We start from the raw sequence: 12,609 nt of genomic DNA on the forward strand, positions 1-12,609 counted from the left end.
CGAGTGACGTTTCATTTCGGCAAGCATGGACAAAAGGCCCATGCTGACCAAGGAGACATCACATAATGGGTAGCACCAGCGACAAGATTTCCGGTAAGGCAAACGAAATTGCCGGCAAGACCAAGCAGTCCGTCGGTAAGGCGACGGACGATCGCGAAATGCAGGCCAAGGGCGCCGTCCAGGAAGCCAAGGGCAAGGGACAGGTCGCAACTGGCAAGGTCAAGGACAAGCTCAAGGGCGCCGTCGACCGGCTCTGAGCCATAAGCGCATCCTTTAAGAACCATGCCTGCTGCGCCCTCGCGCGGCAGGCATTTTTAATCCCCCACCCTCATGCTTTGCAGAGATTGACCCAATGAAGCTTTTTGCCTGCGACAATTGCGATCAGGTCGTCCACTTCGACAACCGGCGATGCGTGCGCTGCAACCATCGCCTCGGCTTCCTGCCCGGCGATCTCGCCATGCATGCGCTGGAGCCGCGCGACGAGACGCTCTGGCAGCTCGTATCCAATCCCGATCGCGACGTCCGCTTCTGTGCCAATGCCGGCCTCGATATCTGTAACTGGCTGGTGGACCATGATGGCGAGAGTGAATTCTGCGTTGCCTGCCGCCATAACCGGCTGGTTCCGAACACCGACACCCAGGACGGCATCGATCGCTGGCGGCGCATCAGCCAGGCCCAGCGTCATCTGTTTTATTCGCTGCTGCGTTGGAAGCTGCCGCATCCGGATCGGGCGCAGGACCCGCAAGGTGGCCTGGTCTTCGATTTCCTCGAGGATTCGATAGAGAGCAACGGTTATATCGTGCCGGCCATGACCGGCCACGAGGAAGGCCTGATCACCATCCGCGCCGCCGAGGCCGACGATGCGACGCGCGAACAGGCGCGCAGCTCGATGAACGAACCCTATCGCACGCTGCTCGGCCATTTCCGCCACGAGGCCGGCCATTTCATCTGGAACAAGCTGGTGCGCGATCGGGGCGGCCTTGCCGATTTCCGCGCCGTCTTCGGCGACGAACGGCAGGATTATGCGGCAGCCCTCCAGACCCATTATGCCGGCGGGGCGCCCTTGGGATGGCCAGACAATTTCATCAGTGCCTATGCGGCGTCGCACCCCTGGGAGGATTTCGCCGAATGCTTCGCGCATTACCTCCATATCGTCGATACGCTCGAAACCGCACGCGCCTTCGGCATCGCCATCGATCCGCGCGGCCATGAGGAAATTGCCGGCGAGGTGGATTTCATCCCTTACAGGGCAAGAAGCGCCGAACAGCTGGTCAGCGCCTGGGTGCCGCTCAGCCTGGCGATCAACGCCATCCAGCGTAGCATGGGGCAGCCGGACTCCTATCCCTTCGTGCTCTCCTCACCCGTCGTGGCAAAGCTCGAATATCTGCACCGGCTGATCCAGGGTGCGGGGGCGGCGCAATAGCAGCGGGCGGCTTGAACGAGGTTCGGGCGCGCTGATTAAAACGAAACGACCTTACCCTTCTTGAAGGGCTCCATGCCCCGGCGGGCGAGTTCGTCGGCGCGTTCGTTTTCCGGGTGGCCGGCATGGCCCTTCACCCAGTGCAGCGTCACCTTGTGGCGGTCGCGGGCCGCCTCCAGCGCCTGCCACAGTTCGGCATTCTTCACCGGCTTCTTGTCGGCGGTCTTCCAGCCGTTTTTCTTCCAGCCGAAAATCCACTTGGAAATGCCGTCCTTGACATAGGCGCTGTCGGTATAGAGATCGACCTCGCAAGGGCTCTTCAGCGCCTGCAGCGCCGAGATTGCCGCCAGCAGCTCCATGCGATTATTGGTCGTATCCGCCTCGCCGCCGCAAAGCTCCTTTTCGACATCGCCATAACGCAGCACCGCGCCCCAGCCGCCTGGGCCGGGATTGCCGGAGCATGCGCCGTCGGTGAAGATATCGACGTGTTTCATAGGCTCAATCCATATTCGGCGGGCGTTTTGATCTGGCGGTGGAACCGCAACTTGCGGAGATATTCGAGCGGGTCCTTCTTGGTGACCATGGCACCTTCCGGCGTCGTCAGCCAGTCATAGAGCCGGGTCAGGAAGAACCGCAGCGCCGACCCACGCGACAGCACCGGCAAGGCTGCGATTTCGGCATCGCTCAACGGCCGGACGCTCTGGTAACCCGCAAGCATCGCCGTGCCCTTGGTGATGTTATAGGCGCCATCCTTCTCGAAGCACCAGGCATTCAAGCAGATCGAGACGTCATAGGCGAGCAGGTCGTTGCAGGCGAAATAGAAATCGATCAGGCCGGAGAGCTCGTCGCCGAGGAAGAAGACGTTGTCGGGAAAGAGGTCGGCATGGATGACGCCGGCCGGCAGGCCACTCGGCCAGGCGGCGGAGAGGAAATCGAGTTCGTTGCGGATCTCGGACTGCAGGCCGGGTTCGACCTCGCCGGCGCGCGCCTCGGATTTCTCCCAGAGCCCCCGCCAGCCGTCGATCGACAGCGCATTCGCTCGCTTGAGCTCAAAACCATCGCCGGCCACATGCATTTCGGCCAGCGCCCTGCCGACCTCGCGGCAGTGCTTGGCCTCCGGCTTTCTCAGCCACATGCCTTCGAGGAAGGAGATCAGCGCCGCCGGACGGCCGGACAGAGAGCCGAGCAGCGAACCATCCCGGCGCGGCAGCGGCAGCGGGCAGGATAGGCCGCGGGCGGAAAGATGTTGCATCAGGCCGAGGAAGAAAGGCAGGTCGCTCTTTTCCACCCGCTTCTCATAGAGCGTCAGGATCAGCGGATCCTTGGAGGTGTGAAGCAGGAAGTTGGAGTTTTCGACGCCTTCGGCAATGCCCTTGTAGGAGAGCAGCGTGCCTGCGTCATATTCCGTCAGGAACCATTTCAGATCGTCTTCGGCGATATCGGTATAGACTGCCAAGTGAGGTCTCGCCCTTCATGCCTTGTTGATATTGGATTTGCCGGAGGAAAGGCCGATCTAGCCGTTGACGAAAGCCATGTCGGCCGCCGTCAGCTCGATATTGCGCAGTTCGCGGTTGACGAGGAAGTTTTCGGTTTCCTGCACCGTTTCGGCCAGTTCGACGCGAGCGTCGAAGCGGGCGCGGAAAGCCTCGATGATCTCGTTGACGATGACCTCGGGGGCGGAGGCGCCGGCGGAAAGGCCAAGCGTCGAAATCGCGCCGATCTCGTCCCAGTCGAGCTCGGCGGCGCGCTGCACGAGGATCGATTTCTTCGCCCCTGCCCTCAGCGCCACTTCGACGAGGCGCTTGGAGTTGGACGAATTCGGCGCGCCGACGATGATGAAGAGATCGCAGCCGGGGGCTGCCTGCTTCACCACTTCCTGGCGGTTGGTCGTCGCATAACAGATCGAGTCCGCTGCCGGCGCCGTCAGGTTGGGGAAGCGCTCGTGCAGGCGGGTGATGACGCCGGCCGTATCGTCGACCGACAGCGTCGTCTGGGTGACATACCCAAGATTGTCGGGATCAACCGGGACATAGGCATCGGCATCCTCGATCGTCTCGATCAGCGAGACCGACCCCTCCGGCAGCTGACCCATCGTGCCGATCACCTCGGGATGGCCGGCATGGCCGATGAGGACGACATGGCGGCCGAGGCGATTGTGGCGCATCGCCTGCTTGTGGACCTTGGACACCAGTGGGCAGGTGGCGTCGAGATAAAAGAGGTTGCGGCTCGCCGCATCCTCCGGCACGGATTTCGGCACGCCGTGGGCGGAAAAAACCACCGGCTGGGCGCGATGTTCGGCGGGGATCTCGTCCAGCTCCTCGACGAAGACGGCGCCCTTGGCCTCCAGCCCTTCGACGACATAGCGATTGTGGACGATCTCGTGGCGCACATAAACCGGCGCGCCATAGGATTTCAGCGCCAGCACGACGATCTGGATGGCGCGGTCGACGCCGGCACAAAAGCCGCGCGGGCCACAGAGCCTGATCGTCAAAGGAGGTTTCGCCGCAATATTCATGTCTGTTCCGGGTTGAGAGATTTAGGGACCTCTAGCCCAATATGGTCGAGAATTGAAGTGATACTATTGCTGAGGTGTCTTGGCACCCTTGCGGAACCAGGAGATCGCCACCACGACGACAAGCACGGCGGCCAGCCCGTACCAGGTGAAAGCATATTGCAGATGGTCGTTCGGAAGATCCACCTGGGTGACGCCGCCGATCGGCAGGCCGGCCGGATTGGGGGTGGAATCGGCATCGACGAAAAAGGGAATGACGCTCGCTTTCTCCAGCCCGACGCTCTCGGCCATGACGTCGAGATCCTTCCAGTAGAAGATGTTCTTGGCGACGTCGTTGTCGGGCACCACCCAGGAAGGCTTGCCGGGAAGCTTTTCGCGCGCCAGGCCGGTGACGGTCTGCTGATCCGTCAGCTGGCCCTGCATGCGCATTTCCGGCTCCTTATTGTCATAGGGAACGAAGCCGCGATTGACGAAGAGAATGCGCCCGTCGGCAAGCTCCAGCGGGGTATAGATGTAATAGCCGGTCTGGCCGCGCCAGGTGGCGAAGAAGTGCCGCTCCTTGTTGTTGATATAGCGGCCGGTGGCGGTGACCTTGCGGTATTCGATGTCGCCGCCTGCAGCCGCCATCGCCTCGATGTCGGCGAGCGGCACGGGGCTTGCTGCCTGCCGAGCGGCGATATCGGCGATCAGGCCCTCTTTCCAGTGCAGGCGCTCCACCTGCCAGGTACCGAGCGAAATCAGGATGGCAAGGGCGATCAGCACCAGGATGCCGGTGAAAACCGGCAGCCGGCGGCGCGGCGCGGCATGGTCGATATCAGTCACTCAGGCGTCCTTCGCGGGCATTATGGCGGTATTGCATGGCGATCAGGATGCCCTTGAACCAGCGCAGCGTCGTGAGCGACAGGATGATGGTCAGCGGAGCGAAGAGCAGGATATGCACCCAGATCGGCGGCCCGTAATTCACCTGCAGCCACAGCACCATGCCGATGACGATGAAGCCGACGATGAGGATGACGAAGACGGCCGGGCCGTCACCGGAATCGGCAAAGGAATAATCGAGGCCACAGGCCGCACAGCGCGGCTTTACGCCGAGCAGACCGTCGAACAGCTTGCCCTGGCCGCAGCGAGGGCAGCAGCCCTTGATGCCTGTTTTCACCGGATCGACGGGCGGAAAATGGGCGCTGTCCTCGTTCATTCCATTCCTTTGCGTAACCTTGGCGGCCGCGGCTTTTTCGATGCTGCCTTAACTCTCCCATAAGTTATTCGCAGGACGAAGGGAAATGCCTGCGCGATTTCGTCCCACTGATAGTTCCTCACATCGGAATCGATGTGAGGAACTATACAGCAATTCAAAGTGTTACAGCGTCCTTACCACGTCTGAAAAGTCGCGCGGCGCTGGTGTGATTCGCGCCAAACAGAAGAAGAAGACTGATGACCAACGATAGCCATTCCGTGCAGATCATTATCCTGAACGGCGCGCCGCGGAGCGGCAAATCAAGCGTCGCGCGCGCAGTACAGGAACAGTTCGAGGGGCCGTGGCTCAACCTCGGCGTCGACAGCTACAACGCCATGACACCGAAGCGCTACCTTCCGGGCATCGGACTGCGGCCGGGCGGCGAACGGCCGGACCTGGAGGAACTGGTGCCGTTCTTTTATGCGGCGCTCTACGAATCGATCGCCATCCATGCCAGCCTGGGGCTCAATGTCATCGCCGATCTCGGCCACCATGACAGCTATTCGCAGCCACTCGGCATCCTCAGCGATTGCGCCCGGCGACTGGAGGACTTTCCCGTGCTGTTCGTCGGCGTGCGCTGTCCGATCGAGACGATCATGCAGCGGCGCGACATTGCCCAGGAAGGGCGCGAGACGCTTTATCTGCGTGCCACGGAGGACGTGCCCATTCCAGAACCGGTGCAACGCTGGCAGGACGCAGTGCATCGTCCCGGCATCTACGATATGGAGGTCGATACGTCCGTGCTGACACCGCTCGAATGCGCCGAAGCGATCCGCCACCAGTTGGATCTCGGTATTCCCGAGCCTTCGGCTTTCGAACGGATCGCCGGGGCGCGCTGAGGCGATGAAAAGCGGGCACGGGGCCTGCCTTAGATTGCTGACAAAGCCGGCCAACTCCTCTTTCGTCATGCTCGGGCTTGTCCCGGGCATCTGCGACCGGTTGATATGTAGCAGATCCTCGGCACAAGGCCGAGGATGACGCCGAGTAAAGACGAGATTTGCCAACAAAAAAGGCGGGCACGAGGCCCGCCTTTTGCTTGACTATGGTTCCGGTCAACCGGCTACCGGAGCGCCCCAGCCGCCCCAGACGTAGATGCAGAAGAACAGGAACAGCCAGACGACGTCGACGAAATGCCAGTACCAGGCCGCTGCCTCGAAGCCGAAATGCTGTTTCGGGGTGAAGTCGCCGCGCAGCGCACGGATCAGGCAGACGCCCAAGAAGATCGTGCCGACGAGGACGTGGAAACCGTGGAAGCCGGTCGCCATGAAGAAGGTCGCGCCGTAGATCGAGCTCTTGAAGGCGAACGGGGCGTGAGCATATTCGTAGGCCTGAACGGCAGAGAAGAACATGCCAAGCAGCACCGTCAGCGTCAGGCCCTGGATCAGGCCCTTGCGGTCGTTGTGCAGCAGCGCATGGTGCGCCCAGGTGACCGTCGTGCCCGACAGGAGCAGGATGACGGTGTTGTATATCGGCAGGTGCCAGGGGTCGAGGACCTCAATGCCCTTCGGCGGCCAGGTGCCGCCGGTATAGAGCAGGCGCGAGGCCTGGATCGCTTCATTCGGATAGAGGCTGGCGTCGAAATAGGCCCAGAACCAGGCGACGAAGAACATCACTTCCGAAGCGATGAACATGATCATGCCGTAGCGCAGGTGCAGCGAAACGACGCGGGTATGGGCGCCCTCATGGGCTTCCTTCACCGTATCGGCCCACCAGCCATACATGACGTAGAGCACCAGCGCGAAGCCGATATAGAAAACCCAGGGATTGGCAAGCTCGAAGCCGGCGACCTTGAACGAACCGCCGTTCAGGTAGCGCATGTAGGAGACGCCGCCGAGCGCCATGATAAAGGCGCCGAGCGAGGCTAGAATCGGCCACGGGCTCGGATCGATGATGTGATAGTCGTGATTCTTCTGATGAGCATCGGCCATGTCGCTATCCCCGGATGTCTTCCTTCACTGCGCTCCCGGCATAACCGGAAACGAGCCTTGATCAAAGTTTCTTTTCAATCTTCTCCGCTCCACCCTCATTCGAAGCCACCGGCTTCGGACCCTCTTTCGGGTAGAACGTATATGACAGCGTAACCGTATGGATATTCTTGGATTCCACCGCCTTGACGATGTCAGGATCGATGTAGAACACCACCGGCATGTCGAGCTTCTCGCCCGGCTTCAGGTCCGTTTCCGTAAAGCAGAAACATTGCACCTTGTTGAAATAGACGCCGGCTTCGCCCGGCGTAACGTTGAAAACCGCCTGGCCGCGCTGGGTCTCGTTCGAACGATTCTCGGCGGTGAAATTGACCTGGATGGTCTCGCCGATCTTCGGATTGACCTCGCGCTCGACCGGCTTGAAGTCCCATTGCAGGCCGGGGGCGACATTGGCGTCGAAGGTGACGCGCATGGTGCGATCTAGCACGACGCTCGACACCTGATCGACGCGCTGCGTCGTGCCGTTATAGCCGGTCACCTGGCAGAAGATGCGGTAAAGCGGCACGGCGGCATAGCTCATCGCGCCCATGCCGAAAACGAAGCTCAGGCACATCATGACGACGGCGCCGTTGTTGCGGCCCGGCTTTTTCGGTGCGGCGGGGCTATCGCTCATCCGGCCGTTCCTCCGCCGATCTTCACGATTGCCATCACGTAGAAGAGAACGACGAGGCCGGCAAGCACCAGCCCCAGCGCGATGTTGCGGTTGCGGCGCGACTTGAGCTGCTTTTCCGTGAGCTTGACCAATTCCATCAGAACCAACCTCCCGTATGCGAGACCAGCACCGACGCCAGCCGGTCGATCATCAAGGCGGAGAACACGGCGAAGAGATAGAAGATCGAGAAGCCGAAGAGCTTCTTCGCCGGGAGCATCTTCAGATCGCCGTCGGGCATGCGCCAGACGGCGATGGAACAGTATATGAAGATCGCGCCGAGGGCGGCGGCCACCAGGCCATAGCCGAGGCTGGCGAAGCCGAGGAAAGAAGGCAATACCGCGCAGACGGCGGTCAACACCGCATAGGCAACGATCTGATGTTTGGTCACCCGCTCGCCGGCGACGTTCGGCAGCATCGGCACGCCGACGGCCTCGTAGTCGCGCATCTTGAAGAGGGCAAGCGCCCAGAAATGCGCCGGCGTCCACAGGAAGATGATCATGAAGAGAACGGTGCTCTCGATCGTCACGCTGTTGGTCACGCAGGCCCAGCCGATCATCGGCGGGAAGGCGCCGGCGGCTCCGCCGATGACGATGTTCTGCGGCGTCGAGCGCTTCAGCCACATGGTGTAGACGACGGCATAGAAGAAGATGGTGAAGGCGAGGATGCCGGCCGAGAGCCAGTTGACGGCCAGGCCGAGGATCACCACCGAAAAGCCTGACAGCACCAGGCCGAAGGCGAGTGCCTCGGAAGGCGCGATGCGGCCGGCCGGGATCGGACGGTTTGCCGTGCGGCTCATGATGGCGTCGATATCGGCATCATACCACATATTCAAAGCGCCGGAGGCGCCGGCGCCGACGGCGATGCAGAGGATGGCGATCAGGCCGAGAACGGGATGGATGTGGCCCGGCGCCAGCACGAGACCGGCAAAAGCAGTGAAGACCACGAGCGACATCACCCGCGGCTTCAGCAATTCGAAATAATCGCGTGCACTCGCTTCCGACAATTCGCCGTCCTTTGCAAGCGCCCCGTGATTGTCGATGACCGTCATCATTCCGTCCTGAATGTCTCACGATCAGGACGCCGTATCGAATGCGGCGTCCTGATATCAGCGCAAATTACTTGATGCGCGGAAGCTGTTCCCACTGGTGATAGGGCGGCGGCGAAGGCAGCTGCCATTCGAGCGTCGTTGCGCCCTCACCCCACGGATTGTCGCCGGCGACACGCTTCCTGGCGAAGGCTTCGAAGACGCCGTAGAGGAAGATCAGCACGCCGAAGGCCGAGATGTAGGAGCCGATGGAGGAAACATAGTTCCAGCCGGCAAAGGCATCCGGATAATCGATGTAGCGGCGCGGCATGCCGGCGAGGCCGAGGAAGTGCTGCGGGAAGAACACCAGGTTGACGCCGATGAACATGATCCAGAAATGCAGCTTGCCGACCAGCTCGTTGTACATGTAGCCGGTCATCTTCGGGAACCAGTAGTACCAACCGGCGAAGATCGCAAAGACGGCGCCGAGCGACAGAACGTAGTGGAAGTGAGCCACAACGTAATAGGTGTCATGCAGCGAGCGGTCGAGACCGGCATTGGCCAGCTGGACGCCGGTGACGCCGCCGACCGTGAACAGGAAGATGAAGCCGATCGCCCAGAGCATCGGCGTGCGGAACGAGATCGAGCCGCCCCACATCGTCGCAATCCAGGAGAAGATCTTCACGCCTGTCGGAACGGCGATGACCATCGTCGCGAAGACGAAGTAGCGCTGCGCGTCGAGCGACAGGCCGACCGTGTACATGTGGTGAGCCCAGACGACGAAGCCGACGGCGCCGATTGCCACCATGGCGTAGGCCATGCCGAGGTAGCCGAAGATCGGCTTCTTCGAGAAGGTCGAGATGATGTGGCTGACCATGCCGAAGCCCGGCAGGATGAGGATGTAGACCTCGGGGTGACCGAAGAACCAGAACAGGTGCTGGTAAAGGATCGGATCGCCGCCGCCTTCCGGAGAGAAGAAAGCCGTGCCGAAATTGCGGTCGGTGAGCAGCATGGTGATGCCGCCTGCCAGAACCGGCAGCGACAGCAGAAGCAGGAAGGCGGTGATCAGCACGGACCATGCAAACAGCGGCATCTTGTGCAGCGTCATGCCGGGAGCGCGCATGTTGAGGATCGTGGTGATGAAGTTGATCGCACCGAGGATCGACGAGGCGCCGGCAATGTGGAGCGCGAAGATCGCAAGATCGACCGCCGGTCCCGGCGTGCCGCTTGTCGCCAGCGGCGGATACATCGTCCAGCCGCCACCCGTGCCATAGGCGCCTGTCGGGCCTTCGACGAACATCGACAGCAGCAGCAGCGCGAAGGCCGGAACGATCAGCCAGAAGGAGATGTTGTTGAGGCGCGGGAAGGCCATGTCGGGCGCGCCGATCATGATCGGCACCATCCAGTTGGCGAAACCGCCGATCATCGCCGGCATGACCATGAAGAAGATCATGATCAGCGCGTGCGCTGTCGTGAACATGTTGAACATCTGCTTGGCGCCGTCGATCGCGGCATCGCCCTCATAGCCGTAGACCATCGAGGCCAGGCCGTGGAAGATCTGGATGCCCGGCTCCTGCAGCTCCATGCGCATGGCGACGGAGAGCGCGCCGCCGATGATGCCGGCAATGATCGCGAAGATCAGGTAGAGCGTGCCGATGTCCTTGTGATTGGTCGAGAACAGCCAGCGATTGGCAAAGCCCGGCTTGTGCCCGTGATCGTGATCGTCATGCGCGTGGTCATGGGCGGCGTGATCATGAGAATGATCGTCGTGAGCGGAAGGTCCAGCCATTGTCCCGATCCCCTTTATTACTGTGCTTCGGCGACGTTGACGGTCTTTGCGGGACCATCGGTTGCGGCCATGAGTGACTTGTAGGCGCCGGGCAGGTCGCTGGCGGCTGCGGTCAGCCACTGCTTGTACTTGTCCTCGGAGACGACGCGGATGGCGATCGGCATGAACGCATGGTCCTTGCCGCAGAGCTCGGAACACTGGCCGTAGAACAGGCCTTCGCGCTCGGCCTTGAACCAGGTCTCGTTCAGGCGGCCCGGCACGGCATCGATCTTGACGCCGAAGGACGGCATGGCGAAGGCGTGGATGACGTCGGTGGGTGCTGCGGTCACGAGAACGCGGACCGTCTTGTTGACCGGCAGGACCAGTTCGTTATCGACGGCGAGAAGACGCGGATAGATCGACTTGTCTTCCTTGCCGGCGGCCGCGCGGTCCTGATCTTTCAGGAGGAAGGAATCGAAAGCCAGCGGGCTTTCGCCCGAACCTTCATATTCGTAATTCCACTGCCACTGGGTGGCGGTCGCCTTGATCGTCACGTCGGGGTTTTCGGGCAGCGTCAGCTGCGCCGTCAGCAGGTTGAACGAAGGAATGGCGAGAAGAAGAAGCACCAGGACCGGCCCCACGGTCCAGGCAATCTCGATCAGCGTGTTGTGGCTCGTCTTCGAGGGAACCGGGTTCGCGCTGGCGCGGAACTTGACACAGACGACGATGAGCAGGACCAGAACGAAGAGCGTGATCGGAACGATAAACCACAGGGTATATTGTTCGAACCAGTGGATTTCCCGCATGATCGGCGTTGCCGCCGGCTGCAGCGTCGCCTGCCACGGCGTGGGCTGGTCGGCATATGTGCCGGAAGCAAAAAGCAGACAGACCAGCGTGGTCAGGGCTGCATAAGCCTTCTTCATCACCTTATTATCTCCCTCGAGCGCTTGACCTGCAAAATAGAACGCAGAATCCTTGCCATCTTCAGCGCTTCAAACCACAGTTTGGCATTTGCCGCAACAGGTCAGAGCAATTGTCTATGCGGCATTTTTGCTCAAAGCATAGGCAGGCTCGAACGGCAAAACATCCCAAGTTTTTCATCAGCATATGAAAAATCGGCTTTCCGGCCAATCCGCGCGCGACACATTATTTCGCAAAGGTCCAATTTCCGCCGCAGTCCCCCGGTTTTCACGGGGTGGGGCTTTTCATTTTTGGTGGGCAGCTTCAACAATAGCCGCAATGATTCGATATCCAGAGGTTTCCATGGGCTTCCGTTCCCTCGCGCAGTCGCTTCTCCTGACTGCCAGCATCGCGGCCGCAGCGACGACGCCCGTTTTCGCACAGCAGCAACCCGCCCCCTCGCAGGCCAAGCCTCCGGCTACCGCACCGGCACCTGCTCCCGCCCCGGCGCCGCAACAGCCGAGTGCCGCCAAACCGAATGTCGAACCGGTGACACCTGGCCAGACGCAGCCGCCGGCGCCGGGCACGGTGAAGTCCAATCATGGCGCATGGTCCGTCGTCTGCGACAAGCCGGCCGGTGCTTCGACCGAACAATGCGCGCTGATGCAGAATGTCATCGCCGAGGATCGGCCGGAGGTCGGGCTTTCCGTCGTCGTGCTGAAGACGGCCGACCGCAAGTCGAAGATCCTGCGCGTGCTGGCACCACTTGGCGTGCTGCTGCCGAACGGCCTCGGGCTCAATGTCGACGGCAAGGATATCGGCCGCGCCTATTTCGTCCGCTGCTTCGCCGACGGCTGCTACGCCGAAGTCGTGCTTGAGGACGAACTGCTCAAGACCTTCCGCAGCGGTGCGCAGGCAACCTTCATCGTCTTCCAGACCCCGGAAGAAGGCATCGGCATCCCCGTCGACCTCAAGGGCTTCGCCGAAGGTTTCGACGCTCTGCCCTGAGGGCGGGCTGCGACGGCTTCGAGCGTAGAGTGCAACGCTCGTATTCCGTCACCCATCGCTGTCCTTGCTCCAGAAGCCCACCCCCATACTCCGTCATGCTCGGGCC

15 protein-coding genes are annotated in these 12,609 nt (G+C 61.3%); 4 read left to right on the forward strand and 11 right to left on the reverse strand.

Annotation, left to right across the window (positions count from 1 at the left end):
• Nucleotides 1-65: 65 nt before the first annotated feature.
• Entirely contained in the window at nt 66-257 is a 192-nt protein-coding gene (locus G9X64_RS23245) for a CsbD family protein (protein WP_138328803.1), read from the forward strand.
• A 95-nt stretch (nt 258-352) separates the two neighbouring features.
• Nucleotides 353-1,423, forward strand: coding sequence for a zinc-binding metallopeptidase family protein (locus G9X64_RS23250; RefSeq protein ID WP_168310979.1), 1,071 nt, complete (start codon nt 353-355; stop codon nt 1,421-1,423).
• Between the two features lie 35 nt (nt 1,424-1,458).
• On the opposite strand, the gene rnhA is transcribed toward G9X64_RS23250, so the two are convergent.
• The 5 genes from rnhA to G9X64_RS23275 all read right to left on the reverse strand — a co-directional run bounded on the left by rnhA (nt 1,459) and on the right by G9X64_RS23275 (nt 5,127).
• On the reverse strand, nt 1,459-1,914 hold the full coding sequence (gene rnhA / locus G9X64_RS23255) for a ribonuclease HI (RefSeq protein ID WP_168310980.1): 456 nt from the start codon (nt 1,912-1,914) through the stop codon (nt 1,459-1,461).
• The gene (locus G9X64_RS23260) at nt 1,911-2,876 is read right to left on the reverse strand and encodes a homoserine kinase (RefSeq protein ID WP_168310981.1); all 966 of its coding nucleotides are present in this window, start codon (nt 2,874-2,876) and stop codon (nt 1,911-1,913) included. The genes rnhA and G9X64_RS23260 overlap by 4 nt, the downstream gene beginning before the upstream one ends.
• Nucleotides 2,877-2,933: 57 nt before the next feature.
• On the reverse strand, nt 2,934-3,935 hold the full coding sequence (ispH, locus tag G9X64_RS23265; protein ID WP_011650764.1) for a 4-hydroxy-3-methylbut-2-enyl diphosphate reductase: 1,002 nt from the start codon (nt 3,933-3,935) through the stop codon (nt 2,934-2,936).
• A gap of 63 nt (nt 3,936-3,998) precedes the next feature.
• Nucleotides 3,999-4,754 (reverse strand): SURF1 family protein, encoded by a 756-nt coding sequence (locus tag G9X64_RS23270; protein ID WP_168310983.1) that lies wholly within the window; start codon nt 4,752-4,754, stop codon nt 3,999-4,001.
• Nucleotides 4,747-5,127 carry a DUF983 domain-containing protein gene (locus G9X64_RS23275; protein ID WP_168310984.1) on the reverse strand — a complete coding sequence of 127 codons (381 nt, stop codon included), beginning with the start codon at nt 5,125-5,127 and terminating at the stop codon, nt 4,747-4,749. The genes G9X64_RS23270 and G9X64_RS23275 overlap by 8 nt, the downstream gene beginning before the upstream one ends.
• Before the next feature lie 236 nt (nt 5,128-5,363).
• Between G9X64_RS23275 and G9X64_RS23280 the strand changes: the two genes are divergently transcribed.
• A complete protein-coding gene (locus tag G9X64_RS23280) occupies nt 5,364-6,005 on the forward strand; it encodes a chloramphenicol phosphotransferase CPT family protein (RefSeq protein ID WP_168310985.1) in 642 nt (213 codons plus the stop codon).
• Between the two features lie 213 nt (nt 6,006-6,218).
• On the opposite strand, the gene G9X64_RS23285 is transcribed toward G9X64_RS23280, so the two are convergent.
• The 6 genes from G9X64_RS23285 to coxB all read right to left on the reverse strand — a co-directional run bounded on the left by G9X64_RS23285 (nt 6,219) and on the right by coxB (nt 11,518).
• Entirely contained in the window at nt 6,219-7,094 is an 876-nt protein-coding gene (locus tag G9X64_RS23285; RefSeq protein ID WP_163875439.1) for a cytochrome c oxidase subunit 3, read from the reverse strand.
• 61 nt (nt 7,095-7,155) lie between these two features.
• A complete protein-coding gene (locus tag G9X64_RS23290) occupies nt 7,156-7,764 on the reverse strand; it encodes a cytochrome c oxidase assembly protein (RefSeq protein WP_168310986.1) in 609 nt (202 codons plus the stop codon).
• Nucleotides 7,761-7,901, reverse strand: coding sequence for a cytochrome c oxidase system small membrane protein (locus G9X64_RS23295; RefSeq protein WP_020048779.1), 141 nt, complete (start codon nt 7,899-7,901; stop codon nt 7,761-7,763). The genes G9X64_RS23290 and G9X64_RS23295 overlap by 4 nt, the downstream gene beginning before the upstream one ends.
• Nucleotides 7,901-8,851 (reverse strand): heme o synthase, encoded by a 951-nt coding sequence (locus G9X64_RS23300; protein WP_168311055.1) that lies wholly within the window; start codon nt 8,849-8,851, stop codon nt 7,901-7,903. The genes G9X64_RS23295 and G9X64_RS23300 overlap by 1 nt, the downstream gene beginning before the upstream one ends.
• 67 nt (nt 8,852-8,918) lie before the next feature.
• Nucleotides 8,919-10,616, reverse strand: coding sequence for a cytochrome c oxidase subunit I (gene ctaD, locus G9X64_RS23305; RefSeq protein WP_168310987.1), 1,698 nt, complete (start codon nt 10,614-10,616; stop codon nt 8,919-8,921).
• A 17-nt stretch (nt 10,617-10,633) separates the two neighbouring features.
• Nucleotides 10,634-11,518: a cytochrome c oxidase subunit II gene (coxB, locus tag G9X64_RS23310; protein ID WP_168311056.1), complete on the reverse strand. Its 885-nt coding sequence runs from the start codon at nt 11,516-11,518 to the stop codon at nt 10,634-10,636.
• A gap of 316 nt (nt 11,519-11,834) precedes the next feature.
• On the opposite strand from coxB, the gene G9X64_RS23315 reads away from it, so the two are divergent.
• Nucleotides 11,835-12,503 carry an invasion associated locus B family protein gene (locus tag G9X64_RS23315; protein ID WP_171377447.1) on the forward strand — a complete coding sequence of 223 codons (669 nt, stop codon included), beginning with the start codon at nt 11,835-11,837 and terminating at the stop codon, nt 12,501-12,503.
• Nucleotides 12,504-12,609 lie beyond the last annotated feature (106 nt).

This window comes from Rhizobium sophorae, from assembly GCF_013087515.1.
GTDB classification, from domain to species: domain Bacteria; phylum Pseudomonadota; class Alphaproteobacteria; order Rhizobiales; family Rhizobiaceae; genus Rhizobium; species Rhizobium sophorae.

Coding starts and splice junctions, on each gene's coding strand:
- G9X64_RS23245 (WP_138328803.1), top strand. CDS start 66: ATGGGTAGCACCAGCGACAAGATTTCCGGTAAGGCAAACGAAATTGCC.
- G9X64_RS23250 (WP_168310979.1), top strand. CDS start 353: ATGAAGCTTTTTGCCTGCGACAATTGCGATCAGGTCGTCCACTTCGAC.
- rnhA (WP_168310980.1), bottom strand. CDS start 1,914: ATGAAACACGTCGATATCTTCACCGACGGCGCATGCTCCGGCAATCCC.
- ispH (WP_011650764.1), bottom strand. CDS start 3,935: ATGAATATTGCGGCGAAACCTCCTTTGACGATCAGGCTCTGTGGCCCG.
- G9X64_RS23275 (WP_168310984.1), bottom strand. CDS start 5,127: ATGAACGAGGACAGCGCCCATTTTCCGCCCGTCGATCCGGTGAAAACA.
- G9X64_RS23280 (WP_168310985.1), top strand. CDS start 5,364: ATGACCAACGATAGCCATTCCGTGCAGATCATTATCCTGAACGGCGCG.
- G9X64_RS23285 (WP_163875439.1), bottom strand. CDS start 7,094: ATGGCCGATGCTCATCAGAAGAATCACGACTATCACATCATCGATCCG.
- G9X64_RS23290 (WP_168310986.1), bottom strand. CDS start 7,764: ATGAGCGATAGCCCCGCCGCACCGAAAAAGCCGGGCCGCAACAACGGC.
- G9X64_RS23295 (WP_020048779.1), bottom strand. CDS start 7,901: ATGGAATTGGTCAAGCTCACGGAAAAGCAGCTCAAGTCGCGCCGCAAC.
- G9X64_RS23300 (WP_168311055.1), bottom strand. CDS start 8,851: ATGACGGTCATCGACAATCACGGGGCGCTTGCAAAGGACGGCGAATTG.
- ctaD (WP_168310987.1), bottom strand. CDS start 10,616: ATGGCTGGACCTTCCGCTCACGACGATCATTCTCATGATCACGCCGCC.
- coxB (WP_168311056.1), bottom strand. CDS start 11,518: ATGAAGAAGGCTTATGCAGCCCTGACCACGCTGGTCTGTCTGCTTTTT.
- G9X64_RS23315 (WP_171377447.1), top strand. CDS start 11,835: ATGATTCGATATCCAGAGGTTTCCATGGGCTTCCGTTCCCTCGCGCAG.